Here is a 25,185-nt window from a genome sequence, read left to right on the forward strand (position 1 = left end):
CATCCGCTGTATTTGAATAAATGATTACCTTTAAGCCTTTATTTTTAACAGCATTCGCAAATGAAAAAAATTCTTTTTTTAACCATTAGTATGATCGGATTAAATGCAGCCGCACAAAACGTAATGACGCCAGAATTGCTTTGGCAGCTCGGAAGAGTCAGTCCGCTTGGCATCTCAAAAGACGGAAAAAACATCATCTACAAAGTTTCAATTCCTTCGGTAGAAGAAAATAAATCAAATTCTAAATTTTACAGCATACCTGTTTCAGGCGGCAATGCCACCGAAGTTGCAGAATATGCCTCGCTGCTAAATGACAAAAACATTTCTCCTGACGGCAAGCTTTTATTGGCAAGCAAAGAAATCAAAGTCGGGAAAGTCTTAGGAAAAGATTATTATCCTGCTTTAGAAAAATCTGAAGTACAAGTTTATGATGGATTGGATTATCGTCATTGGGACACTTGGAATGACGGCACGCACAATCATGTGGTTTTTTCTCCTGTAAATGATAAAGAAAACTTCACCGATATCATGAAGGACGAGCCTTATGATTCACCTCAAAAACCATTTGGTGGCGATGAAGATTATACTTGGTCCCGCGACGGAAAAAGCATTGTGTATGTTTCGAAAAAACTAGAAGGAACCGCGTATGCTACTTCTACAAATACAAACTTGTACCAATACGACTTAGCTACAAAAACAACCAAAAACCTAACGGAAAGCAATCCAGGTTATGATACCGCTCCGCAATTTTCTCCGAATGGCGACTTGACGTGGTTGCAGATGAAACGCGATGGTTATGAAGCTGACAAAAATGATATTATCGTACGTTTTAAAGGCATGGACATCAATCTGACTTCGGGCTGGGATGGAACTGTTGACAGCTTTACTTGGAGTGCCGATGGGAAAAAAGTATATTTTTTAGCACCAATCAACGGTACCAAACAATTATTTGAGGTAAATTTTCCGGGATTGACTCGAATTGCTATAACCGTAAGACAGCTTACCGATGGTGATTTTGACGTGACCGATATTGTAGGTTTTTCTGGAGATAAGGCTATCGTGGCAAGAACCGACTTCAATCATGCAGCAGAAATCTTTTCTTACGATTTGAAGAAAAAAACATGGAACCAAATTACGAAAGTAAACGATGCTGCTTATTCGAAAATAGCCTTGAGCAAATTCGAAAAACGTTATGTTACGACAACTGACGGAAAGAAAATGCTGGTTTGGGTAGTGCTTCCTCCCAATTTTGACAAGAACAAAAAATATCCGACACTTTTATATTGCCAAGGCGGACCGCAATCTGCATTGACACAATTTTATTCTTTTAGATGGAACTTTCAGGTTATGGCGGCGCAAGGCTATATTGTCGTAGCGCCAAACCGAAGAGGAATGCAAGGCCATGGTGTTGCCTGGAACGAGCAGATCAGTAAAGACTGGGGCGGCCAAGTAATGGACGACTACCTTTCTGCTATCGACGATGTTTCAAAAGAAAGCTATGTTGACAAAGCAAGGCTGGGCGCTATTGGCGCAAGCTACGGAGGCTACTCTGTGTTCTATTTAGCTGGAATCCACAAAAAAAGATTCAAGACTTTCATAGCACACTGTGGCGTTTTCAACCTGCAAAGCATGTACGGAACCACGGAAGAAGTATTTTTCACGAACTGGGATTCTGGCGGTGCTTATTGGGAAGCAAACAACGCAGCGGCGCAAAAGACTTATTCTCAATTCAACCCGATCAATAACGTGAGCAAATGGGATACTCCTATTTTGATTTTCCAAGGAGGAAAAGATTATAGAGTGCCGATCGGGCAAGGACAGGAAGCTTTCCAAGCCGCTCAATTGCAAGGCATCAAGAGCAGGTTCATTCTGTTTCCAGATGAAAATCACTGGGTACTGAAACCTCAGAATGCACAGGTTTGGCAAAAAGAATTTTTTAGATGGTTGAAAGAAACTTTATAACAAAAAAATCCCCGCTCTTCGCGGGGATTTTTTTATCTAATCTAATTCTTTTAATAATTCCTGAGCCTTATCATAATCTTCGGAATCTTCTGGAATTTGTCGTAATAACGATTTGCATTCCTCCACATTTTTCTGTTTTAATTCAGACAAAGCAGAATACCAGATTGCCTTATTTTTATAGATAGAAGTACCATGCTGGATTTCATTCAGAAGCATTTCTGCTTTCACGTAATTATCCGTTTCAATCAAAGCAATAGCATAAAAATATTGATGTTCTGGATTGTCCAGATTCTGTATTTTCTGAAAAGAAACTACTGCTTTTCTGTATTCTTTTTTATTAAAAAAATCCTGGGCGTTTTTCAAGTTTTCGTCAGCATCGCCTCTTTCAACAAAAGACGCATTTTCATGCTGGTCATAATCGCCGTATTCCGGAGTTGGGCCTTTCATAAAAATCCAAGTCCCCAAAAGAATCACTACCGAAGCCGCCGCTGCATAATACCAAGGCTTGAAGGAAATAACTTTAGTTCCTTCCTCCTCTTCCGAAAAATAATCTTTCGAAACCAACGCCAAATTCTTTTTGAAATCTTGGGTTTCGGCAGAAAATTTATGTTCTAAAAAAGCTGATGTTTCTTTATACAGTTCAAAGCTTTCCCTGAATTGAGAATCATCCTGAAGCTTTGATTCAAAATCCAATCGCTCTTCTGTAGACATTTCGTTGTTGAGATAGCTTTCAAAGCTATTGTATGCCTCTTCATTCATGGCGTTATTTTTTTAGCGATTTATACCTATTTGACTGCTGAATCATTTCTGTAAGCTGTCCTGTGCAGAGTGATTTTTTCTTCCTCACATAGCCGTACGTCACGTTTAGCCGCTGGGCTACTTCTTCCATAGTTTTTAAGACGAAACTAAGCTTGAGAACCTCTTGGCACTTTTCTCCGAGTTTTTGGAACATTTCGTCAAACAGCGACTGTTTTTCATCAAAAGTTTCTGCTTGCAGGACCAGCTCTTGAACTGATTCGCTTATAGATAGAGTATCGTCTTTGATTGTTACCCCTTTGTTTGAAGATTTTTTCAATTCATTTAGCCAGCGTCTTTTGCAAAGCAAGAAAAAATACGCATCAAACGGACACGTGAGCTGAAGTCCGTTAGTTTTTGCTTGGTTATAAATAGCTATTAAAACCTCTTGGATTACATCAGCTGCGGCATCGTCATCTCCACTATTCGTCCGGATGTAGTTCTTGACCTTTGGCGCAAACTTTTTATAGATAGACTGAATGACTGCCGAATCGTTTTGCAACAAACCCTCTATGTAGAATTGGTCAGAATGAGTATTCTTTTCGGTCATAACTGCCTTATTTACTGCTAATGTAGAAAAAATAGAAACACAAGGGTAACAAATTTTCAGCAATGAGTATATAGGAATATAAAGTTCATCAAATACTGTTTTAAAAAATTCCCAATCAAGGGTAACAATTTAAAAAGCATTTTGATATAACGGTATAAATCGAAATTTAAACACAACATTAAAAATTTAGAAATCATGAAAAAGTCCATCTTAACATTAGCAATGATAGCATTATCGATAGGCGCAAATGCTACAGAAGTAAAAACCGTTGCAAAAACAGAAAATGCAACAGAAATCACAAAAGACAGAATCGTAACCGTTTACGACTGGAGCGTAAAAACAGACCAAGGAAGTTATTCAGGCACTGCCTTATCGCTAGAAAAAGCAGAAAACAGGATTGCCTTGGCGGCTGCCGGTGAAATCATCCTCGACAAAAAAATCGAAAGTTATTACCAAGTAGCCGAAGAAATTTCGAGCCCAACCTTGCGATTGTATTTCTGGGAAGTGGAAACCACCAATGGTACCGCAAAAGGATTTTCAAGTTCCGAAGGACATGCCTTAAAAATGATCCAGCTTGTCAGCACCAGCGAAATTCTTACCTACAAGATTATCCGAAGCGCAGAATTTGAACGATAATTTATGATAACAGCTTTACGCAGTAACTAAAACAACAAAAAACACTTAATTATGAAAACACACATCAAAAAAATCGGACTCTTATTAGTAGCCGTAGTTGCAACACTAAGTTGCAACAATGACGACAACCAAAACCAAGGTGGAGGCTGCAGCACGGCCAATTCAGAATTCAGCCAGCTATATGCGGCCACATTAGCGAGCAATTCCTCGTTTACTGATGTGACAACAATGGATCTTCTGACACACGAATACACTTTTGAAGTAAACACCAACGAGACTGTTTGCTCCATTGGCTACCAAGGGAACGCAAATCTTTATGCCGCCAGTATTCCTTATCTGATTGAAATTGTAGACAATACTACCAATTTGACTATCTACAGCGGTAACCATGTTTTCGATTCTGCCCAAACAGAATATGTGTCGATAACGCCAACAAATCTCACAGCCGGAACTTCGTATACGTTAAGAAGAACGGTGACAAATTATCTAGGAAACATTGGGAATACAGTCGGCAGGCTTTTGCGATTCAACGGACCGAGTCCTTATCCAGTATCAAATGCAGCAATCACAATCACTTCTTCGAATTTCTATGGTACGGGAGGTCCTGTCCCAGATTTCGGAATTCCGTATATCGATATTATTTTTCAATAAAAAGGGTAACAATCTAAAAACAGAATTGATATAACAATAACTAACACATAAAATATTAGAAATCATGAAAACAAATTTTAAAAAAATCGGACAATTGTTTTTACTAGGAATACTTGTAGCGAGCTGTAGCAAAAATGACGACGGCGATTCGCCAGATTACGTGCCATCAGCTTCTGCCTTCGCTGCCTTAAGAGAAGGGGCCCTAGACACACAGACTTTTACATTTAACGCTGAAGATGGCGCTACTACTTTCACAACGGCAAATGGTGTACAATTTACCATAAACGGAAACTGCTTGACACAAAACGGAAATCCCATAACAGGACAAGTCGTAGTCGAATATGCTGAATTATTTAATCCTGGAACAATGCTGGTGACTAACAAGCCAACCATGGGAAGAATGCCAAACGGCAACATGTCTTTATTGATTTCGGGAGGAGAATTCTACATCAATGCGACAAAAAACGGACAACAGCTTGCCATTTCTTGTCCGATGCAAGTTATCATTCCTGCAAACCTGACTGGAGGTGCTGATACCGGAATGTCTTTATGGGATGGAACAATCGATGAAGACGGCAACTTGGAATGGGATGAGCAAGATCGTGCGAACGGAGAAAATAGTGTTTTTGTAGAAGGACCGAACTATTATGCGTACTTCAGCAGCTTCGGATGGACCAATGTCGACCGCTTCTATAGCGATCCCAGACCAAAAACAACTATTCTGGCCGAAGCTCCAACGGGATATAATTTTGAAAACAGTGCTATCTACCTGCACTATGATGGCGAAGGAAGCTCTTTGGCAAAATTAGATACCTTCAACCCGACGACAAATCAGTTTTCTGAGCACTACGGACAAATTCCTGTCGGTCTTGAATGCCACGTGATTTTTGTGACCGAAGATAATGGCCAGTGGAGATACGCTATCAAATCCGTTACAATTGCCGCAAATGATGTGTATGTATTTACGCTAGCTGAAACAACAGTCGGAACAGAAGCTCAGTTAATCGCAGCGATTAACGCCCTTCCATAAAATAATTAATATAATCTTAACAAAAGTGATGACAACTTCATCACTTTTTTTTACATTTATAGTAACAAACACCCCTTGATTATGAAGAAATTAATCCTCATAACCGTTTTATTTTCGGGAATTTCTTTTTGCTTTTCGCAAACAAAAACAAAAGACACGATAACCCGAAGAGCCGTAATCGGCCTTGACCAAAAGGGAAATAAAGTTTCTTTCAAGCCCCAGACTCCGCCGCTTATCCAAATCGCAGGAGCACCGCCAGCCAGCTATAGTTATTTCTGGGAATTTGGCGACGGTCATTACAGCAAGGAAAAAGAACCCAAACATACCTACAAAAAGAAAGGCAATGCTACTGTAAGACTCGCCGTGACCAACAATTATGATAATGGAAAACCGCCAGCAACCCGTCCAAAAACGATTGCTGTCACAGAATTATCAGAAACAGATTATCAAGATATTGCTTCCATAGAACAGTACGACGGCTTCCTGTTGCAGAAAAACAGGGAACCGATGCCCGACGAGGAAATCGTGGTAGTCATGAGCTATCAAAACCTGAAAGACTATTCTACCAACGGAAAGCTCTATCTTTTTTATAACGACAAGCAATTCAAAAATGACAACTTTGGAACAGTAGAAATCAGGGTTCACGAAAACGAAAAAGAAAAATTAGAAGAAAACTATGCATTCGTTGATGATTATGATAGACATGAAACATATCTCGCAAGTACAGAAAGTCTAGCAATCAAGAACAATAAAATTATAGAAGACCTTGAAAATTTAGAGCAGACGCTTGAGCAGTCAAAAGCACTTTACCGAAACTCAAAGGTTTTTGAATTCGACAGCCTTTCGCCAAAACAAACAAGAAATTTATTTTTTACGTTCAAGACAACTCCCGAAATGATCAAGGACACCAGCGCCACGCTGACCATCAGGGGTGTTTTTGTCCCTGACAGAAATTATAAAAACCATAAGGTAAAAAACCTTGAGATGGAAATCGTGACTTCTCATGATCCAAACAAGATGTCTTCTAACGGTATTTTCATGAATTATAGGCTCGCCCGATTTAAGACATTGAATTTCAAGACTCGCTTTCAAAATGATGGCGAAGGCCCGGCTCGAAAAATAAAACTCGAAACAGATATTCCCGATATTTTTGACAAATCGACCTTAAAAATTGTCGATATGTATCCGAAGTGCGAAATCTGTCCGAAAAACGAAGAGGTAAACTATAGCTGTCTTGATACGATTGTCTTAAAAAATCAGATACATTTTACCTTCAAGAATATCTATCTGCCAGGAAGCAACCAAAAAAATGTGATGGAAAAAGATAGCACAAAGGGCTTTGTAAAATACAGCTTGAAGTTTGGCAAAGATTTCCATAAGGTAAAAACCAAAAGCCGTACTGCGATTATCTTTGACAAAAATGAACCGATTATTACCAATTATGCCGTCACGCGTTTCAGTCCGGGAATTTCTATTGGCGTACGGACAGGATATAATTATTTTCCAGATCAAGAAAATCCGAAGAGCTATTTTCTAGGTGCCACAATTTCGCCTTATAAATCGTACAGATGGTACGTACAGGCTGAATTGTATTATAATTACATGGAAAGCGGGTCTTCCACCAGCACAAATCCGACATTAAGACAGCTGAATCCGCCTTTAGTATTAAGCAACGGAACAGTTTTAGACATAGCCTACGTTCAGACAGAAAACAAGCAAAAAACGGTACGGAATCTGGCCGAAGTGGTTCCCGTGTCGCTTCGCTACAGCCTGAATAATTATATTGGGTTTGGTTTCGGACCGCAATTTTCTGTCGCATTGGATGAGACTTTCGAAAATGAAACGACAACACGATATTTTCAGCCCGTGTTTAATGACCCGAATCCCCCACGGCAAGGCGAAGAAATTACCAGTGCCCGACAAAGCCAGAGCGAAAAGACAACTACAAAAGCATTTGAAAAATTGCAAACCAATGTTTTTGCAGACGTTACTTTTGGCTTTGCACGAATAGGACCAAGTCTCGGAATTCGTTATTTATGGAGCTTTGAAAATGATTTCAGTCATTGGCAATTCTATGCAATCTGGAAATTTTGATGAAAAAGGTTATTTTCTTTATACTATTCGCACAATTTGCTTTCGCACAAAAACAGACGATTGCTGAAGATCATATCTACGCAGCATTGGATAATTTTATCGCTCATCCGAGCTTAGCTGGAATAAAAAATCTGGAAGAAACAGAAAAACAGTTTTGGAAGGACCCAAAGCCCAAATCTAAAAATGAAAAGCTGGCTATTGTCATCTTAAACTGCAATAAGGCTTTCTATCAAAAACAATTTGGACGTTATTTTGAGGCAATTCATTCCTATGAAAAAGCATTAGGACTGTTTCAAAAAAACCAGCTTTCAGACTATGATATTGTCGAATATTGCTTAAAGCCTTTGGGAAATCTCTATACGATGACTGGAGATTATACAAGTGCTGAAAATACCATTAAGCACTATCTGTATCTCGCCATCAAAAACAACAATTTGTCGCAGAAAGCAAGTGCCGTAATTAATCTTTCTGCCGTTTATAAAAGCATCGGAAAAAATCAGGAAGCTATTGATTTGCTAGAAAATATCTATGTTTCAGAGAAGCTTTCAGATGAAAAAAAGGCTATTATTCTTTCCCTTCTTGGAGAAAATTATCTGGCAAAAAATGAGCTTGACAAAGCACAAAAGGTTTTTGAAAAAGCAGAAACTATTGCTCCAAGTTTCCTTCTTTATAAAAATCTTGCTACGGTTTACAGACACAAAAAAAACTATAAAAAAGCAGAAGATTATATTAAAAAAGCTAAATCCGAACTCTCTGGCAATTCTAAACGTGATATTTCACAACTTTATCTAGAAGAAGCACAACTATTGCTTGGCCAAAAAAAGATAAAAGAAAGCCAAAAAACAATTCAGGAAATTTTCAAAGAATTGATTCCGAATTATAATCCGAACAACCTTTTTCCTACGCAGAAAATGCTTTATCCAGAAGGATTCTTGATTGATGCATTGGATGTATTGGCTTCAACGTATGCGGCGCAAAAAAACTATCAAAAAGCGATTGACTGTTACAACTTTACTTTTGCGATTGACGCACAGTTTTCCTCTTTTTTGTTTTACGAAGAGACTTCGCTTATCCACAGCTCAGGCATCCGAAATCGAGTAGAAAAAGCAATTGGAATGTATGAAAAGCGCTATCAAGAATCAAAAGACCCTATGTTTTTAGAAGAAGCTTTCGCGCTACAAGAAACAACAAAATCTAGCGCATTGAAAAACTATATTGCGCTCGCAAAAAAATCAGGAAGTAAAAGCCAAAAAGAAATTTTATATAAAATTCACGAACTCTCCAACACCGTCATAAAAGAACAAGAAAAAGGTGAAAAAGCCAATCTAGAAGCTATCAATACTGCTTTGGCACTTCAGAATGAAAAGATAGCGGTATTGAAAAAAAGCTTCGAAAAAGACAAATTCAATGGCCCATCACAATTGGATTTTGACAGGCTCTATCATAAATTAAAAAACGACGATGCAACATTAACGGCTTATTTTTATGGGAAAGAAAAAGTTTATGTTTTTAATGTATCTGATTTTCAGATACAGCTTACTTCTTTTCTTACTTCTTCTCTAAATAAAAAAATAATCACCGATTATTTGGATTATTTCGCCGAATCGTCTGCCATTTCAAATAATCTTGCCGGATACAAGCAACAGAGCCATAAGCTCTATAATCTGCTTCAGTTGAAGAAAATAACAACAAAAAAGCACCTGATACTTCCAGATGGATTGCTTTGTTTTATTTCTTTTGAATCGTTGCTTACCAAGGCATCGCAAAGCACTGATTTTTCGAAACTGCCTTATCTGATGAACGAAGAAATCATAAGTTATGCAACATCTACCGAGTTTTACTTGAACAATAAAAAACCTAGCTATACAAATCAATCTGTGTTGGGCGTATTTCCTGTTTTTGAAAACAGCAATAGGAGCCTGGCTTTTTCTATAGAAGAGTTAAAATCCATCAAGCAGCTGTATGGCGGAACTTATTTGGAAAAAAATCAGGCAACCTATGCTAATTTTTTGAAAGACATCCGACATCATTCTATACTCCATCTTTCTACCCATGCTTCCTCCGGAAATACGGAAATTCCCGCTGCAATTTCTTTTTATGATCAAGATGTTTTGTACAGCAATTTGTATTCTTTAGATATTCATCCGGATTTGGTTGTCCTGAGTGCCTGCGAAACGGGTATTGGAAAGTTGTATCGCGGCGAAGGCGCCTTAAGCATTGCACGCGGGTTTCAGAATGCAGGTGCTGAAAACTTGTTGTTTTCGTTATGGAAAGTGAACGATTATACGACTTCTGTTTTAATGAAGAATTTTTATCAAAGCTGCGAAAAAGACGAGATGTATTTTAGGGCTAATCATCAAGCAAAGATGGACTTTTTACAAGACAAAAGTATTCCAAACAACAAAAAGTCGCCTTATTTTTGGAGTGCCTTTGTTTTTTATGGCGATATTTCGGAGGATTCTACTTGCAATTATTGGTATTTATTTGGCGGACTTGCCGTCATTGTTCTCTGTTTGGTAGTAGTTCAAAAACAAAAAAGCAAGCAATAAAAAAATCCCAACCTTTCAGCTGGGATTTCTATTTTATTTAGGATCTTCCATTTTGAAGCTTTCCATGAATTTAGTGGTATAATCACCCGCTACATAAGCTGGATCATCCATCAATTGTCTGTGGAAAGGAATGGTTGTTTTTACACCTTCGATTACGAACTCATCCAAAGCACGTTTCATCTTACTGATTGCTTCTTCTCTTGTTTGAGCTGTAGTAATCAATTTTGCAATCATGGAATCGTAGTTCGGCGGAATCGTATATCCAGAATAAACGTGAGTATCTAGACGAACTCCGTGTCCTCCTGGCGTATGCAACGTCGTGATTTTTCCTGGTGACGGACGGAAATCATTGTATGGATCTTCCGCGTTGATTCGGCATTCGATAGCATGCAACTGTGGCAAATAGTTTTTACCAGAAATCGGCACACCAGCAGCAACTAAAATCTGCTCACGGATTAAGTCATAGTCAATAACTTGTTCTGTAATCGGGTGCTCTACTTGGATACGAGTATTCATCTCCATGAAGTAAAAATTTCTGTGTTTGTCAACCAAAAATTCTACGGTTCCAGCACCTTCATATTTGATATATTCTGCCGCTTTTACAGCAGCTTCACCCATCTTCTGACGAAGTTCGTCTGTCATGAATGGAGAAGGCGTTTCTTCTGTCAGTTTTTGGTGGCGTCTTTGAACTGAGCAATCTCTTTCAGAAAGGTGGCATGCTTTACCGTAAGCATCACCTACCACTTGAATTTCAATATGACGAGGCTCTTCGATCAATTTCTCCATGTACATTCCGTCATTACCGAATGCAGCAGCAGCTTCTTGACGAGCGCTTTCCCAAGCTTTTTGAAGTTCGTCTTCTTTCCAAACGGCTCTCATTCCTTTTCCACCGCCTCCAGCCGTAGCTTTAAGCATTACTGGATAACCGAATTCTTTCGCCAGTTTTTTAGTCTGTTCGTAAGATTCTAACAAACCTTCTGAACCTGGAATCGTAGGAACTCCTGCCGCTTTCATTGTAGCTTTTGCAGAAGCCTTGTCTCCCATTCTGTCAATCATTTCAGGAGAAGCACCAATAAATTTGATACCATGTTCCTGACAGATTTTTGAAAATTTAGCATTTTCAGAAAGGAAGCCATATCCAGGGTGGATTGCATCTGCATTTGTAATTTCTGCAGCAGCAATAATGTTAGACATTTTCAAGTAAGATAAATTACTTGGCGGTGGGCCGATACAAACAGCTTCATCCGCAAAGCGAACGTGAAGGCTTTCTGCATCTGCAGTTGAGTAAACGGCTACCGTTTTGATACCCATTTCTCTACAGGTTCTGATAACGCGAAGCGCTATTTCTCCCCTGTTTGCTATTAGTATTTTTTTAAACATCGTATTTAAATTAGATAATTAGACAATTTGGATACTTAGACGATTAGACAAGCTGGAGATTTTAGTAAAATCTGCAATCTAAACATCTGCAATCTAAAATCTAAATTATGACGGGTCTACTAAGAATAATGGCTGGTCAAATTCTACTGGAGATGAATCATCTACCAATACTTTTACGATTTTTCCAGAAACCTCAGATTCGATCTCGTTGAAAAGCTTCATTGCTTCGATAACGCAAACTACATCTCCTTTTGAGATTGAGCTGCCTACTTCTACGAATGGTGCTTTGTCTGGAGAAGGTTTTCTGTATAATGTTCCAATAATTGGAGATTTGATCGTAACGTATTTTGAGTTGTCTTCACCTGCTGCAGAAGTTGCAACTGGTGTTGAAGGAGCCGTTGGAGCTGTTGGCTGTGGCATAGCAGCTTGTGGCAATGCATGGCTTATTGGCGCCTGTTGGATGTAAGTAGTAGTTTCAGATGACGCTCCGTCAGTAGTTTTGATTGTGATTTTGAAATCATCCATCTCCAATTTTACTTCAGTAGCTCCTGATTTTGCTACAAACTTGATTAAGTTTTGAATTTCTCTAATATCCATGATATTCGAATTTAGGTTTTAGTTTTATTGTTTGTCGTATGCCCATTTCATGTAGATCGATCCCCAAGTGAATCCACCTCCAAATGCGGCAAATATTAAATTATCTCCTTTTTTGAATTGCTTCTCAAAATCATTCAGAAGCAATGGCAATGTTGCTGAAGTAGTATTGCCATATTTTTGAATATTAACGAGTACTTTGGATTCATCCAGACCCATTCTGTTTGCCGTAGCATCAATAATTCGTTTGTTTGCTTGATGAGCTACCAGCCAATTCACATCCTCTTTAGTAAGGTTGTTGCGTTGCATTATTTTTTCGCTGACATCAGCCATTCCTGAAACGGCATATTTGAAAACGGTTTTACCATCTTGAAAAACATAATGTTGTTTGTTCTCGACAGTTTCTTTTGACGCAGGAAGCAAGGAACCTCCGGCTTCGATCTTCAAGAACTCGCGGCCAACGCCATCGCTTCTTAAAAATTCGTCTTGAAATCCAAGACCTTCATGATTCGGCTCAAATAAAACAGCACCGGCTCCATCACCAAAGATAATGCACGTTGCTCTATCTGTATAATCGATTATGGAAGACATCTTGTCGGCTCCGATCAATAAAATCTTTTTGTATCTGCCCGATTCAATGTAAGCAGCTGCGGTAGACATTCCGTATAAAAAGCTAGAACAGGCAGCTTGCAAATCGTAAGCAAAAGCATTGACAGCACCAATTTGTGAGGCAACATAAACAGCTGTCGCGGCAACGGGCATGTCTGGAGTTGTAGTTCCTAGCAGTACTAGATCGATTTCTGCTGGGTTGATATTGTTTTTCGCAATCAAATTCTCTGCAGCTTTAATGGCAAGAAAAGATGTTCCTTTTGTATCATCTTTTAAAATGCGTCTTTCTTTAATCCCAGTACGAGTAGTAATCCACTCATCATTGGTGTCAACCAACGTTTCAAGTACTTTATTAGAAAGCACAAAATCAGGCACATAGGCTCCAACTGCGGTAATTGCGGCTGTGATTGTATTCATACTATTTTTAATAATTTCTTCTCGAAAAATATAGTTCCGAAAAGAGGTGGAAATTACAAAAAAAATCTAAAACATACCTTTTTGCAAAGCGTTATTTATAAATAAATTATAAATAACAAAAAAACTCCCACAACGTGAGAGTTCGATTTTTTACTGCAAAATTGTATTAAGCAACAGCTTCTTGCTTATCAATTACTACTTGACCTCTGTAGTACATTTTACCTTCATGCCAGTAAGCTCTGTGGTATAAATGCGCCTCTCCAGTCACTGGACATGTAGCGATTTGAGGAACAGATGCTTTATAATGTGTTCTTCTTTTATCTCTTCTTGTTTTCGAGGTCTTTCTCTTTGGATGTGCCATTTTACTATATTATTTATCCGTTAATAGTTTTTTTAATTGATCCCAACGTGGATCTGTCTCTTCTTCTTTTGCATCAGCTTTTTGTTCTTTCGCATTGACTTGCAATTCATTCAGTTTATCAAGAGCGTCTGTTTTTAACGTACCGTCTTTCACACCTGGATGAATTCTTTTTAGAGGAATGGAAAGCGCAATCATCTCATAGATGTATTGTGAAATATCCACTTGATGTTCGCCGTGAGGCAAAATGAGCAATTCTTCATTATCATCATTAAAAGCTTCTCCAAACTGAACGATAAGCTTGATTTTTCCTTTAATCGGCAAATCAAACATTTCACTAGTCAAATCACATGGAACATAAATTGTTCCTTTATGTTTGAACTGAAGTTCAAGCATGGTGCTTTTTTTCTCTAAAACTACATTGACTTTGATATCACAGCTTTCAAACTCGTCATAACTAAAGTCTTCAAAGAACTTTTTATTTATTTGATATTCAAACTGATGTTTTCCTAACTTTAATCCTATAAAAGGAATTAAAAACTCATTGGTTACTTTCATCTTAACAACAATTTGCCCTAAACTTCGGGAGTGCAAAGATATAAAATAATTACAATTCCAAAAGCGTTATAAACATTTTTTTGTTTATAAGTGTTTTTCTTTTATTTTTAGGGGTTTTTCGGTAATAATCGCATATTCATTTCTGGAATGATAGATATCGATAGCCAGATAAACTGCTTCCTTGAACGAATTGGGATCTGCAATTCCTTTTCCTGCAATCTCATAGGCCGTTCCGTGATCTGGCGACGTTCTGATTTTATTCAATCCCGCCGTATAATTCACGCCTTTTCCAAAAGAAAGCGTCTTAAAAGGAATCAAACCTTGATCGTGATACGTCGCTATCACAGCATCGAATTTTTCATATTGGCCGCTTCCGAAAAAACCGTCGGCCGCATACGGTCCAAAAACTAAGGTTCCGCTTTCAAACAGCTTTTTGATTGTAGGTCTTAGGATCTCGTCGTCTTCTTTACCGATTACGCCTCCATCACCCGCATGAGGATTCAATCCTAGAACGGCGATCTTAGGCTTGTTTATGCTAAAATCTTGGATGAGCGATTTTTTAACGGTTTCGATTTTACTCTTGATAAGTGCTTCTGTAAGATGTGAAGCGACTTCGTTTACAGGTATATGATCTGTAATCAAGCCCACGCGCAAATCATCTTGCACCATAAGCATCAAAGCATTCCCTTCCAGCTCTTGACCCAGATAATCAGTATGTCCTGGGAATTTAAAATCTTCGGACTGTATATTGTATTTATTAATTGGCGCCGTAACCAAAACATCTATCTGCCCTTCTTTCAAAGCTGCTGTAGCTGCTGTAAATGATTTTATGGCATACTTCCCGATATTCTCATCATTGGCTCCGTATTCTACATTGACACCTTCTTTCCAAACGTTTAAAACATTGATTTTTCCTGGAAGGAGCTGATCAATTTTGTCTATTCCGTGAAGCGCAATCGTAGCATCAAGATTTTTCTTAGCAAAAGAGAGTATTTTCACATTGGCAAAAATAACTGGCGTGCACAGCTCGAGCATTCGCGGGTCTTCGAAGGTTTTCAGGATTACCTCGCTTCCAATACCGTTCAAATCTCCTATTGAAATTCCAACTATTATATTTTCTGCTTTTTTCATACTACTTGCTCCTTATTTATTGCTAATTTTGAAGTGCAAATTTAGTAAAATAAAACAAGAATGTTTACAGGAATAATAGAAACCCTTGGAGCGGTCAAAGATTTACGCAAAGAGGGAGAAAATATACACATAACCGTGTCCTCATCGATCACTAATGAGCTTAAAATAGACCAAAGTGTTTCGCATAACGGCGTGTGTCTTACAGTTGTGGGAATTTCGGACGACCAATATACGGTCACGGCAATTAAGGAATCTATCGACAAAACAAATATAGGCGACTGGAAAATAGGCGACATGCTTAACTTGGAGCGCGGCATGAAGCTAGGAGACAGGCTAGACGGGCATATTGTGCAAGGTCATGTAGACCAAATAGGAATCTGCAAATCTATTGAAGAAGCTGACGGAAGCTGGTATTATACTTTTGAATACGACTCAGCCTTAAGCAATATCACCATTGAAAAAGGCTCGATTACCGTGAACGGAGTAAGTCTGACTGTCGTAAATTCTAAAAAGAACGAATTCAGTGTTGCGATTATACCATACACGCATGAACACACCAATTTCAAGAATTTTGAAATCGGAACAAAAATCAACCTTGAGTTTGATGTCATTGGAAAATATGTTTCGCGATTGCACCAGCTTAGATAGCCAAAAAACAAAAACTCCGACTTACATCGGAGTTTTTTTATCTTTAGTTGACATCTTAAATCGTAAAAAAGCAAAAACCAACCCTATCACCAACAAAAGAAGAATTCCATTATCGATAGGAAGACCGATTGGCGTTGGACCCGTAGGCGGTGGCGGTGCAGGAGGCTCATTATCAGCAAAGCAATTAGCTACAGAAAACAGAACTACTGCAAGATTTATTATTGTATTTGGGACAATCCTCATAGGTTGTAAAAGTAAATAAAAAATCTTTTTGTCAAAATATTTTGTAAAATAAAATATTCAAATGAATATCCGCCAAAATTACACTATAAAATTTCTCAAATGCTATGTAATTGTTATCAAAAATTAAGAAATCAATAAAATTTATTATTTTCGTTTGTAAGAATTTAATAAACCATGAGGCTATAATTAGCTTCTCTTCTTTTCCAAGCTATTCTACCTCGTCAATTTGAGAAGACAGATACTCGTAAAAGATTCCTGCTAAAATTGCTCCCGCAATTGGAGCCAACCAGAAAAGCCATAGCTGTTCTAAAGCCCATCCTCCAACAAATAGAGCTTGGCTTGTACTTCTTGCAGGGTTTACCGAAGTATTGGAAACCGGAATACTCATCAAATGGATCAAAGTAAGTCCAAGACCGATTGAAATCCCGGCAAATCCTTTTGGAGCGGAGCTATGGGTAGATCCGAGAATGATGAGCATGAAGATAAAAGTCATGATTACTTCGGTAGTAAGAACCGAGAAAATATCGTATTGGTTTGGAGAATGTTCTCCAAAACCGTTTGCAGCAAAATTTCCTAGCTCAAAATTCGGCTGTCCGCTTGCTATAAGATATAGAATAATGGCACCAAAAATCCCTCCTAAAACTTGCGCCATAATATAAGGAAGAACTTCTCTTCTTTCGGTTCTTCCTGCAATCCACAGTCCGATTGTCACAGCAGGATTCAGATGACAGCCAGAAATAGTGCCGATTGTGTAGACCATAGTAAGGACCGACAGACCGAAGGCCAGCGAAACACCTATATATCCAATACCTAAATCAGGAACTGAAGCTGCCAATACAGCACTTCCGCAACCTCCTAAAACCAACCAAAGCGTGCCAATAAATTCTGCTATTAATTTTCGCGTCATCGTATTCAATTATTTATACTGTTTGCGGGCAAAGAAAATACAGACACAATATTTCTGCAAAAAAACCACTACTCACATCTACTCAGCAACAAACATTTTATTTTCATACTGATTATCAATAAATTATTTTTCATAGATATGAAAAAGAAAGAAGATTATGAGTAGTAATTAAGCACTATCTACGCGAAAAACAGCAATTATAAGTTAAGAAAAATACTACTTTTTATATTATCGTTCTACTTCTAAATGGTGAAAATTGTATAAATAAAAAATCCTTGCTTCGACAAGGATTAATTGATGTGGAAAAAATAAAATTGTTATAGATTCATCATCCATACATTTATGTCTTCTTCCGAGGGTATTGAAAGTTTTTTTCGAAGCCTGTATTTTTTCGCTTCGACAGCTCGAATTGATGAATTTGTATATTGGGCGATTTCTTTAGTGGAAAGATCCAGTTTTAAAAAAGCACACAGCTTTTGTTCGCCAGCAATTAGTCCTGAATTTATTTTGTTTAGCTTCTTATAAAAATCCGGGTAGGTTTCCTTAAAAATCATCAAAAAGGAAGGATCATTAGTACTTGCCAGATAAAGCATTTTCTTTAGATGGGCTTCATCTTTTTGCAACAGTACAAACATATTGGCGGTATCTTGAACCTCAGCCAGAAGGCGGGCATTATTTGCTTTTTCTTTCTGGAATTTCCCATAGATATGGACTAATATTACAATCAGCAATAAAACAAATACCGCAGTAAATATAATGGTCCGATTAAAGTCATCGTCTACATTCTTAACAAGAGTGTCTTCTCCCATTGATGCGGTCTGAACCGACGTATTTTCCCCAAGAACATTTTTAAGACTATCGTTGATAGCATTATATTCTGAAAGATATTTTTCGGCGTTTGCATCATCACGAATTGCTTCATACGATTTTGACAGTCCAAGATACGTAGACTTTAACGCATAGGCATCGTTGATAGACTTTGCTACTTCAATTCCTTTTTTGAAATAATCGATGGACAGTTTGTATTTTTTCCTAAAATAATTAAGGCTTCCTAAATCGCTTAGCGTATTGGCTTTTACCGATTGATGATTGACAGAATTAGCTAGCTGCAATGCTCTGTCAAGATAAAACTCAGCTGAATCAAGTTCTTTTGCCCTTAAAAAACTAGAACCGACGTTGGAACATGCCAAGGAAAGTGTCTTATTCCGCAGTGGATTATTCAGCACCATTTTCTCAAATTCCTGGTATCCTTTCCTATAATAAAAAGCAACCGAATCGGTAGTGCCGCCTTTCTCATCCAAGTTAAAGGCAATGTCATTGTAAAGCACTCCTAGTCTTGAACTTTTAATTTCTTTGTCAGGAAGATTTTGCGCAAAAGAAAGCGCTTTTCTGAACTGCTTTAGCCCGTTTTCATAATCTCTTAAGCCTGTGTATCCAATTCCTTTTAATCGAAGAGCATCTGAAATTAATTTAGCATCTGAAATTTCAACCGCAAGTTTCTCTGCTGCTGATGCATTTTTCAGAACATCTTCATACTTTGATAATTCATGCTGCTTTCTGCTGGCAATGAGCAATCCTTGAGCCATGCCTTTTTTATACCCTAACTTTTTCGAGTCATCATAAGCTTTCAGGCTTAAAGTAACTCCATAGGCCGCATTTTTGCTTTCCAGCTGTTCGGCAACAGATAAGAGGCTATCGATTTGAGCTTGATTAAAATTCTGACTAAAACTTTTACCAAGTGATAGGAAAAAAATAAAGAATAGGAAATACTTGTTCTTTTTCATAAATACAGAAAGGCACTTATATTATGAAGTTTTAGTTTACAATCTATCTATATTTTTAGGGCAGGCAAAATAAATAAATATTTATCACATCATAAAAAACACATTTTCATAAAAAAACAATACAATAACCGATAAATATTTGACAATTAGGGGCTTTTAAAACAGAAACTATATTTTCCATCTTATAAAGTTGCAATATATTCAAAAACGAAATCATTTTTCTTGTGAAAAAATAATTTTAACACCACTTATTTCTTTATAAATGAAAGAAACAGCATAAAAATATAAAAGCATGTTGGAAAAATAGCTTGTAAAAAGCCAAAGATCAAGCTTATAGTATCATAAGCTTTACAAAATAAAAAAACAGCATATTTTGCCTTTTAAAGGAAAATTATTCAGTCCGTTTTAATAGTTGAAAACAAATAGAGAGAAGTAAAAAATAAGGAGGGCGACATAAACCAAGAACATATTTTCCCCTAAAATAACACTACGGGTCACCCTCCTCTCAAAAACTACCGCATTGACCTACCACCAATCAATGTTAAAGCAACAGCTTTAGTTGGTAATTTATTTTAATCTTAAACACAGAAGTCCAAGATATAGTTATCTAATTCATAGCAATGCTATTATTCAAAGCCAAACAGAACATGTAAAATCTTTACAAAGATTTCCATACAATTAATTAAACACATTTATAGAATTGGTAAGTTGTTCTTTCTGCAGATTTGGGATCTCAAAGAATATTAAGTTTTAGCAAGAGTAGGCTTCTAAAAAAGAAGTGCTCTGATAAAAAGTAACAGGACAAATAAAAGGCGGAAATTTAAATTATGAAAAAAAATGCATACTCACATCTACTCACAGTCAAAAAAAATATTTAATTATTTACATATCAATAAATTAAAAAACAACTTAACTTAAAACGAGTAGCAAAAAATTAAAAAAAGAACCGTCATGAGTAGAAAAAAACATCTTTAAGAGTTGTTTATTTCTACAATCATGACGGTTTTTCGTCATAAGATATTGCGATATGCAAAAAAAGGCAAATGTATGCATTGACGTTAACTGCAGTACTAACGACAGAACACTACAAAATCCTTAAGAAAACTTCCCCAAATTATTTCTTATTGTGAACCTTTAGGATGTGTTTTTCAACCATATGTTTTGTAATGGGCCGGAGTTGCTTTCTAGTAATAGGATGAATACCACTGCATGAAAAAAACTCACATTTTCCATCTTGCTTTATATACCAGACCATCGGCCGATCATTTATAAAAAAAGTGGTCGTATCACTAATTTCTATCTTTCTGAAATTTTCTAATACATCCTTATTCAAGGCAACCACATTATCATAGCTCATTTCACCAAATGCTCGATTTTCGTCACAATCAAACTTTTCATAGTGGTCTCCTTTCCAAATCATGCATTTATCATCAAAAACGTCTTTTAAAACAAAAGCAGAAAAAAGAATTCCGCCTAACAGACTCAATGTCAGCACCACCTTTTTTGACATAGGAGGTTTTATCATCAACTGATGGTTGTTTTCATCCGGTTTTGAGATAGCCATTCTTTCAGAAAAGTAATCTCTCGAAGGCGATGTCCAACTTCCATTATTGCTTCTATGGTCATCGGCATTTACAGGATGATTGGGATCTAAAAACTTCGTGTAGGGCCTCTGCTTAAAATCCACCAAGACTGCAATCAAATTTGCGCTTCGGTAATCCTTGAGATTGGTTCCTAACTTCAAGAAGGTACTTAAAGGCTTAAATTTTTCGGTATCGAAATTTTTAATCCACTTTGCAATATCATCTTCAGTCTTAAAACAAAAGAAATGACGAAAAGTAGCAAGATCAGAAAATCTCATTTCTTCTTCGCTGATAAGAAGGCATAATCTTTTAAGATTTGCGGGAGTGGGATCTAAAAGCAAATCTGAATATTTTCCCATTTTTTCTTCTTCATACCGGGTTATGATGGCCTTTTTATATTCTTCAAAATTATTTTTCATATTTATAAATTCAGAATTAATTGGAATCGTTCGGAATTATCGGAATCATCGGAATTCCCTTGCTATCACTAGCAAAAACCAGATTTACTTTGCCTCAGAAATCAGTTCCTGTCCTAACATGCATTTGGGACAAATGTACAAAACTGATTTTACCTCAGTGTTGCTAAACAGGATGGAATGACCATTCGGGAAGTATGATCTTCTCTTCTGTTTTAGCATGCTGAACTTCCCAAAAAAAGGGCCACCACCCATTAAAAACGACGGATTAAAATTTCGAAAAACAGTATCGAAATACAATCCTCTATGTCAAACTTTAATACTAAAAAGATGAGAAAATTAATTCTAGCTCTGGCTATCATAGCCTCTAGCACCCTGTTTATCTCCTGCACAGCAGATGATACGACAGATGAAGTCAACGGAATGAGCCAGCAAGCAGACGATAGCGGCGGTAATAACACAAACACTTCTACAAAACCACCTCCACCGCCTCCTGTTTTAACGCCATAGGCCAAAAAGTATAAATAAAAAAAGTTTTTGTAAAACAGTTTTAGTATTTTCGGGGAAACATTCTTCTATGAAGCATTACTCCCCGATTTTGCTTTTTTTTATAACATTGATACTCATTTCATGCGGAGAAAGCATGCCCGTAAAAAAAGGAAGTTCTACTACCGACAGTCTCGAGCATTATATGAAACTGTCTTATGACAATAGATTTTCAGAAGAAAAACAGCTTGACTACAGCAATAAGGCCTACCGCATAGGCGTTGCTTCTAAAAATGACTCTTCTCAATACAAGAGTTTATACAATAAGATAGAACACGATCTTCTTTATGGAAAGGACAGTTCTAGATATTATCTCAAGAGACTGAAACATCTCGCACTTAAGACAAAAAGCAAAACGTATCTGGGTGGATATTACTATCTCTATGCTTCGTATTTTTCAACAATAAATGTTGACAGCAGCTTTGCCTATTATGATCGTTCAAAAACGGAATACCTGAAAGCAAAAGATAGCCTGAGAGCTGGATATAGCTTATTGATGATGACCGACCTGCAGCGAATTTCTTCTGATTATTATGGCGCTGAAACGACAGCAACAAATGCTTTAGAGTGCCTAAAAAACACAGGAAATACGTCCTATCTCGTAGCCGCTTATAATTTCTTAGGTATGTCTTACAAGCAGCTTTTCAATTATGAGAATGCCTTGTTTTATTATGACAAAGCGTATAAAAACACCGAAGATACCGTATCAAAAGACGCAGTAATGAACAATATTGCCTTAGTCTATATGGACAAGAAAGAATATGCAAAGGCAATAGCAATCCTTAAGGTTCTTATTTCTAAAAAAAGTTCAAGCTCAAATACAGAACTCAAAGCAAAAGCAATGGACAACTTGGGATATTCTTATTTTATGTCAAATGATAAAAGAGGAATTACTTATATGCTAGAAGCTTTAAAAATAAAAGATTCTATTCATGATGAATTTGGATTATCAGCAAGCTGCCTGCATCTTTCGGAATACTATCTCCAAAGCAATCCTGCATTATCAAGAAATTATGCAGAAAGAGCCTATAGCCTTGCAAACAGACTAAAAAATACCGACGATAAGCTTGACGCTATTAAATTCATTTCCAAGACATCGAATTCAAAACAAGAAGCCGACAAACTGTTTTCTGAATATACGAAGTTGAACGATAGTATAAAAATCGTCCGTCAGAAAGCAAAAAATCAGTTTGCGAAAATTCGTTACGATTCCAAACAAGTTGAAGAAGAATCGCTAAAATATCAAGCAGAAAATGCAGAAAACAAGTTAAAAGCAGAAAAAGCAAAACGCAGAAATGAGCTCTTATTACTAACGATATCATTTCTTGTGCTCGTTGGAACGTTGCTATACAGACTATTGAAATCTAGGCATGAAAAAGAAAAGTTTCAGGAGGCTTACAATACCGAAACACGAATTGCAAAAAAAGTACACGACGAGCTTGCAAATGATGTTTATAATGTCATGACATTTGCCTCGACACAAAACTTAGAGAAACCAGAAAAAAAAGAAGCACTTATACATTCGCTAGACAGCGTATATTTAAGAACCCGGGATATCTCAAGAGAAAACAGTCCTGTCGAATTGGGTGAAAATTTCTCAAGACAGTTAAAAGAAATGCTTTCTGAATACCAGACAGAATCGCTGAATGTCCTTATCAAAGGTATTGATGCTGTCGATTGGATAAAAATAGATGAAAATAAGAAATTGGTAACCTACCGCGTTCTCCAAGAATTAATGGTCAACATGAAAAAGCACAGCCAAGCCACCCTAGCTGTTATTGATTTTTCGACTGCTGATAAAAAAATTAACGTCCAATATTCGGACAATGGCATTGGAATGCCACTTGGAAAAACTATTTTAAAAAATGGCCTTCAGAATGTGGAAAACCGTATAAAAAGCATCCGAGGAACGCTTATTTTTGACATACAGACAAACAGAGGAGTAAAGCTTTCTTTTGGCTATCCTGTTTAAAAAATTTAAGACTATGTTTAAAAAAATTTTGATTGCAGAAGACATTGACAGTATACAGACTTCGGTAATTTCACAGCTCGACCAGCTGACACATGCTGAAATTCATCATGCTAAATACTGTGACGAAGCTTATCTAAAAGTCAAAAAAGCACTTTTAGATGAAGAACCTTATGATTTGCTCATAACAGATCTTTCTTTTAAGCAAGATCATCGAGACACTGTGCTAGAATCTGGAGAAGATCTTATCAGGAGCGTCAAGGAAACACAGCCAGAATTAAAGGTCATAGCCTACTCCATAGAAGATCGTTCCTATAAAATAAAAGCCTTATTTGAAGAATGTGGCATAAACGGCTATGTATCCAAAGGACGCGAAGGATCGAAAGAACTAGAAAAAGCCGTCCTTGCCTTAGCCGGAAGCACCGAAAATTACGTCGCGGCGCCACTTTCTAATATATTTCAGGCCAATAATATCATTGAAATTGAGGAGTATGACCTCAAGCTTATCAAATACTTGTCCATCGGCTTGACGCAAGATGAAATAGGTGCCAAATTCAAGAAGCAAGGCAATGTGCCCTCCAGCAACAGCAGCATTGAGAAGAGGATAAACAAGCTCAAGCTCTATTTCAAGGCAAAGAACACTATCCATCTGATCAGCAATGCAAAAGATCTAGGACTCATATAACAGCACCCCAAGCCTGCTATTTCTCAACCGACATCCCTGTCGGTTTTTTTATTTTGAGATGCTAAAAAAAACATAAAAAAACGCCTTTACGGAAAACCGTAAGGAAATGGGCCTGACCAACAGTAAATTTGGGTACCAATCTGCCTAATTTTATGAATCATGGGATACAAAGCTTTAGTCATTTTAGAGTTGCCCGATGCCACTGAGGAACAAAAAAATATTTTTAATAACGTCTTATCAAAAGAGCTATGGTTCAAGATCAAGAATCTGAATATGGCTTGGGAAATATCATTTAATCAAAACTGGTCACGCGGAGGAGCTATTGAAGCTATAGAAAATGACCTGAAGAAAGCAAAAAAAATCAGCGGTGTCAAACGAATGGAATATGCCATGCAATTGGATATACAGCTCGTAGTAAAAAGCTGCTGAAGCAGAAATCTACTCCAACTTAGAAGAACAAAAAATCATTCCAGACTAATACAAGCTATAGGCAATCCGAAGTAAAAAATCTAAACCGTTACTACTGCCTCCAGTAGCAAACACCTTGAAATTATAAAACGTCAGCAATACCATACAAATAATTGATAGGGTGATCAAAAACACTTTTAACAGTCGAAATGAAATCCTTGATTCCTCTTCAACGACCATAGAAACAGAAGTTAAAAAATTTTTCAAAATAGTGGGGTTTTGAAGTAGTGGTTATTTTTTAAAAACGGAAGATATAAAATTTCAACAACTTACAAAAATAATTTAGGAAATAAAAATCTGCTACTTATGAATTTTGACTGTATTTTGCTTCTAAAAATCAGTAAATTATATTTTTCTAAAAAACAAAAAACCCTTCCAATAAAATTGGAAGGGTTTTCGTGGTCCCACCTGGGCTCGAACCAGGGACCACCTGATTATGAGTCAGGTGCTCTAACCAGCTGAGCTATAGGACCGGTTAAGAGGTTGCAATATTACTACTAAATTTAATATGTTGCAAATAATTTAGCAGGAAACTCGCTTTTTTAAGGCGTAAAAAACAAGCTGAACCTTTGCTTTTGCTTCATTCTTTTTATGAACAGCGCATTTTCTGATCTAAAAGCTT

The 25,185-nt window shown here is 37.2% G+C and carries 23 protein-coding genes and 1 tRNA gene; 12 read left to right on the forward strand and 12 right to left on the reverse strand.

Annotated elements, in window-relative coordinates; all coding sequences use genetic code 11:
- Positions 1 to 60 precede the first annotated feature (60 nt).
- Complete coding sequence (locus tag CLV94_RS05750) at positions 61 to 1,962, forward strand: S9 family peptidase (RefSeq protein ID WP_121375467.1); 1,902 nt, start codon at positions 61 to 63, stop codon at positions 1,960 to 1,962.
- A gap of 36 nt (positions 1,963 to 1,998) precedes the next feature.
- Here CLV94_RS05750 and CLV94_RS05755 read toward each other — a convergent pair whose 3' ends face one another.
- The gene (locus tag CLV94_RS05755) at positions 1,999 to 2,721 is read right to left on the reverse strand and encodes a tetratricopeptide repeat protein (RefSeq protein WP_121375468.1); all 723 of its coding nucleotides are present in this window, start codon (positions 2,719 to 2,721) and stop codon (positions 1,999 to 2,001) included.
- 4 nt (positions 2,722 to 2,725) lie between these two features.
- Positions 2,726 to 3,307: an RNA polymerase sigma factor gene (locus CLV94_RS05760; protein ID WP_121375469.1), complete on the reverse strand. Its 582-nt coding sequence runs from the start codon at positions 3,305 to 3,307 to the stop codon at positions 2,726 to 2,728.
- Positions 3,308 to 3,502: 195 nt separating this feature from the next.
- On the opposite strand from CLV94_RS05760, the gene CLV94_RS05765 reads away from it, so the two are divergent.
- The 5 genes from CLV94_RS05765 (at position 3,503) to CLV94_RS05785 (ending at position 10,267) form a co-directional block, all read left to right on the forward strand.
- Entirely contained in the window at positions 3,503 to 3,943 is a 441-nt protein-coding gene (locus CLV94_RS05765; protein ID WP_121375470.1) for a hypothetical protein, read from the forward strand.
- Positions 3,944 to 3,994: 51 nt separating this feature from the next.
- The gene (locus CLV94_RS05770; RefSeq protein ID WP_121375471.1) at positions 3,995 to 4,594 is read left to right on the forward strand and encodes a hypothetical protein; all 600 of its coding nucleotides are present in this window, start codon (positions 3,995 to 3,997) and stop codon (positions 4,592 to 4,594) included.
- Between the two features lie 64 nt (positions 4,595 to 4,658).
- Positions 4,659 to 5,624 (forward strand): hypothetical protein, encoded by a 966-nt coding sequence (locus tag CLV94_RS05775; RefSeq protein ID WP_121375472.1) that lies wholly within the window; start codon positions 4,659 to 4,661, stop codon positions 5,622 to 5,624.
- An 81-nt stretch (positions 5,625 to 5,705) separates the two neighbouring features.
- Positions 5,706 to 7,718 (forward strand): PKD domain-containing protein, encoded by a 2,013-nt coding sequence (locus CLV94_RS05780; RefSeq protein WP_121375473.1) that lies wholly within the window; start codon positions 5,706 to 5,708, stop codon positions 7,716 to 7,718.
- On the forward strand, positions 7,718 to 10,267 hold the full coding sequence (locus CLV94_RS05785) for a CHAT domain-containing protein (RefSeq protein ID WP_121375474.1): 2,550 nt from the start codon (positions 7,718 to 7,720) through the stop codon (positions 10,265 to 10,267). Before CLV94_RS05780 ends, CLV94_RS05785 begins: the two co-directional genes overlap by 1 nt.
- Positions 10,268 to 10,300: 33 nt before the next feature.
- Here CLV94_RS05785 and accC read toward each other — a convergent pair whose 3' ends face one another.
- The 6 genes from accC to pdxA all read right to left on the reverse strand — a co-directional run bounded on the left by accC (position 10,301) and on the right by pdxA (position 15,314).
- Entirely contained in the window at positions 10,301 to 11,647 is a 1,347-nt protein-coding gene (accC, locus tag CLV94_RS05790; RefSeq protein WP_121375475.1) for an acetyl-CoA carboxylase biotin carboxylase subunit, read from the reverse strand.
- 105 nt (positions 11,648 to 11,752) lie between these two features.
- Positions 11,753 to 12,244: an acetyl-CoA carboxylase biotin carboxyl carrier protein gene (gene accB, locus CLV94_RS05795; RefSeq protein ID WP_121375476.1), complete on the reverse strand. Its 492-nt coding sequence runs from the start codon at positions 12,242 to 12,244 to the stop codon at positions 11,753 to 11,755.
- Positions 12,245 to 12,268: 24 nt separating this feature from the next.
- The gene (locus CLV94_RS05800) at positions 12,269 to 13,267 is read right to left on the reverse strand and encodes a beta-ketoacyl-ACP synthase III (RefSeq protein ID WP_121375477.1); all 999 of its coding nucleotides are present in this window, start codon (positions 13,265 to 13,267) and stop codon (positions 12,269 to 12,271) included.
- Positions 13,268 to 13,433: 166 nt separating this feature from the next.
- Complete coding sequence (gene rpmF, locus CLV94_RS05805; protein WP_082482157.1) at positions 13,434 to 13,628, reverse strand: 50S ribosomal protein L32; 195 nt, start codon at positions 13,626 to 13,628, stop codon at positions 13,434 to 13,436.
- Positions 13,629 to 13,637: 9 nt separating this feature from the next.
- Complete coding sequence (locus CLV94_RS05810) at positions 13,638 to 14,183, reverse strand: YceD family protein (protein ID WP_121375478.1); 546 nt, start codon at positions 14,181 to 14,183, stop codon at positions 13,638 to 13,640.
- A gap of 84 nt (positions 14,184 to 14,267) precedes the next feature.
- Positions 14,268 to 15,314 (reverse strand): 4-hydroxythreonine-4-phosphate dehydrogenase PdxA, encoded by a 1,047-nt coding sequence (gene pdxA, locus CLV94_RS05815; RefSeq protein ID WP_121375479.1) that lies wholly within the window; start codon positions 15,312 to 15,314, stop codon positions 14,268 to 14,270.
- Between the two features lie 60 nt (positions 15,315 to 15,374).
- Between pdxA and CLV94_RS05820 the strand changes: the two genes are divergently transcribed.
- Positions 15,375 to 15,962 carry a riboflavin synthase gene (locus CLV94_RS05820; protein WP_121375480.1) on the forward strand — a complete coding sequence of 196 codons (588 nt, stop codon included), beginning with the start codon at positions 15,375 to 15,377 and terminating at the stop codon, positions 15,960 to 15,962.
- Positions 15,919 to 16,224, forward strand: a complete 306-nt coding sequence (locus CLV94_RS05825; protein WP_147406585.1) for a hypothetical protein — start codon at positions 15,919 to 15,921, stop codon at positions 16,222 to 16,224. Before CLV94_RS05820 ends, CLV94_RS05825 begins: the two co-directional genes overlap by 44 nt.
- Positions 16,225 to 16,413: 189 nt before the next feature.
- Here CLV94_RS05825 and aqpZ read toward each other — a convergent pair whose 3' ends face one another.
- From aqpZ to CLV94_RS05840, 3 genes are all read right to left on the reverse strand, one after another.
- A complete protein-coding gene (gene aqpZ, locus CLV94_RS05830) occupies positions 16,414 to 17,112 on the reverse strand; it encodes an aquaporin Z (protein WP_121375482.1) in 699 nt (232 codons plus the stop codon).
- Between the two features lie 317 nt (positions 17,113 to 17,429).
- Entirely contained in the window at positions 17,430 to 18,896 is a 1,467-nt protein-coding gene (locus CLV94_RS05835; RefSeq protein WP_121375483.1) for a tetratricopeptide repeat protein, read from the reverse strand.
- Positions 18,897 to 20,010: 1,114 nt separating this feature from the next.
- Entirely contained in the window at positions 20,011 to 20,898 is an 888-nt protein-coding gene (locus tag CLV94_RS05840) for a hypothetical protein (RefSeq protein WP_121375484.1), read from the reverse strand.
- Between the two features lie 327 nt (positions 20,899 to 21,225).
- Between CLV94_RS05840 and CLV94_RS05845 the strand changes: the two genes are divergently transcribed.
- From CLV94_RS05845 to CLV94_RS05860, 4 genes are all read left to right on the forward strand, one after another.
- Positions 21,226 to 21,405, forward strand: a complete 180-nt coding sequence (locus tag CLV94_RS05845) for a hypothetical protein (RefSeq protein WP_147406587.1) — start codon at positions 21,226 to 21,228, stop codon at positions 21,403 to 21,405.
- 67 nt (positions 21,406 to 21,472) lie between these two features.
- Positions 21,473 to 23,413 carry a tetratricopeptide repeat-containing sensor histidine kinase gene (locus tag CLV94_RS05850; RefSeq protein WP_121375486.1) on the forward strand — a complete coding sequence of 647 codons (1,941 nt, stop codon included), beginning with the start codon at positions 21,473 to 21,475 and terminating at the stop codon, positions 23,411 to 23,413.
- 13 nt (positions 23,414 to 23,426) lie between these two features.
- Complete coding sequence (locus CLV94_RS05855) at positions 23,427 to 24,095, forward strand: response regulator (protein ID WP_121376237.1); 669 nt, start codon at positions 23,427 to 23,429, stop codon at positions 24,093 to 24,095.
- Positions 24,096 to 24,254: 159 nt separating this feature from the next.
- Positions 24,255 to 24,524: a hypothetical protein gene (locus CLV94_RS05860; protein ID WP_121375487.1), complete on the forward strand. Its 270-nt coding sequence runs from the start codon at positions 24,255 to 24,257 to the stop codon at positions 24,522 to 24,524.
- Positions 24,525 to 24,962: 438 nt separating this feature from the next.
- On the opposite strand, the gene CLV94_RS05865 is transcribed toward CLV94_RS05860, so the two are convergent.
- Positions 24,963 to 25,036, reverse strand: a tRNA-Ile gene (locus CLV94_RS05865).
- Positions 25,037 to 25,185: the final 149 nt, after the last annotated feature.

It is taken from the genome of Flavobacterium endophyticum (genome assembly GCF_003634455.1).
Classification (GTDB): Bacteria; Bacteroidota; Bacteroidia; order Flavobacteriales; family Flavobacteriaceae; genus Flavobacterium; species Flavobacterium endophyticum.

Bases quoted from the DNA above. Each gene is read 5' to 3' on its own strand.
- CLV94_RS05750 (WP_121375467.1), top strand. From the start codon at position 61: ATGAAAAAAATTCTTTTTTTAACCATTAGTATGATCGGATTAAATGCA.
- CLV94_RS05755 (WP_121375468.1), bottom strand. From the start codon at position 2,721: ATGAATGAAGAGGCATACAATAGCTTTGAAAGCTATCTCAACAACGAA.
- CLV94_RS05760 (WP_121375469.1), bottom strand. From the start codon at position 3,307: ATGACCGAAAAGAATACTCATTCTGACCAATTCTACATAGAGGGTTTG.
- CLV94_RS05765 (WP_121375470.1), top strand. From the start codon at position 3,503: ATGAAAAAGTCCATCTTAACATTAGCAATGATAGCATTATCGATAGGC.
- CLV94_RS05770 (WP_121375471.1), top strand. From the start codon at position 3,995: ATGAAAACACACATCAAAAAAATCGGACTCTTATTAGTAGCCGTAGTT.
- CLV94_RS05775 (WP_121375472.1), top strand. From the start codon at position 4,659: ATGAAAACAAATTTTAAAAAAATCGGACAATTGTTTTTACTAGGAATA.
- CLV94_RS05780 (WP_121375473.1), top strand. From the start codon at position 5,706: ATGAAGAAATTAATCCTCATAACCGTTTTATTTTCGGGAATTTCTTTT.
- CLV94_RS05785 (WP_121375474.1), top strand. From the start codon at position 7,718: ATGAAAAAGGTTATTTTCTTTATACTATTCGCACAATTTGCTTTCGCA.
- accC (WP_121375475.1), bottom strand. From the start codon at position 11,647: ATGTTTAAAAAAATACTAATAGCAAACAGGGGAGAAATAGCGCTTCGC.
- accB (WP_121375476.1), bottom strand. From the start codon at position 12,244: ATGGATATTAGAGAAATTCAAAACTTAATCAAGTTTGTAGCAAAATCA.
- CLV94_RS05800 (WP_121375477.1), bottom strand. From the start codon at position 13,267: ATGAATACAATCACAGCCGCAATTACCGCAGTTGGAGCCTATGTGCCT.
- rpmF (WP_082482157.1), bottom strand. From the start codon at position 13,628: ATGGCACATCCAAAGAGAAAGACCTCGAAAACAAGAAGAGATAAAAGA.
- CLV94_RS05810 (WP_121375478.1), bottom strand. From the start codon at position 14,183: ATGAAAGTAACCAATGAGTTTTTAATTCCTTTTATAGGATTAAAGTTA.
- pdxA (WP_121375479.1), bottom strand. From the start codon at position 15,314: ATGAAAAAAGCAGAAAATATAATAGTTGGAATTTCAATAGGAGATTTG.
- CLV94_RS05820 (WP_121375480.1), top strand. From the start codon at position 15,375: ATGTTTACAGGAATAATAGAAACCCTTGGAGCGGTCAAAGATTTACGC.
- CLV94_RS05825 (WP_147406585.1), top strand. From the start codon at position 15,919: ATGTCATTGGAAAATATGTTTCGCGATTGCACCAGCTTAGATAGCCAA.
- aqpZ (WP_121375482.1), bottom strand. From the start codon at position 17,112: ATGACGCGAAAATTAATAGCAGAATTTATTGGCACGCTTTGGTTGGTT.
- CLV94_RS05835 (WP_121375483.1), bottom strand. From the start codon at position 18,896: ATGAAAAAGAACAAGTATTTCCTATTCTTTATTTTTTTCCTATCACTT.
- CLV94_RS05840 (WP_121375484.1), bottom strand. From the start codon at position 20,898: ATGAAAAATAATTTTGAAGAATATAAAAAGGCCATCATAACCCGGTAT.
- CLV94_RS05845 (WP_147406587.1), top strand. From the start codon at position 21,226: ATGAGAAAATTAATTCTAGCTCTGGCTATCATAGCCTCTAGCACCCTG.
- CLV94_RS05850 (WP_121375486.1), top strand. From the start codon at position 21,473: ATGAAGCATTACTCCCCGATTTTGCTTTTTTTTATAACATTGATACTC.
- CLV94_RS05855 (WP_121376237.1), top strand. From the start codon at position 23,427: ATGTTTAAAAAAATTTTGATTGCAGAAGACATTGACAGTATACAGACT.
- CLV94_RS05860 (WP_121375487.1), top strand. From the start codon at position 24,255: ATGGGATACAAAGCTTTAGTCATTTTAGAGTTGCCCGATGCCACTGAG.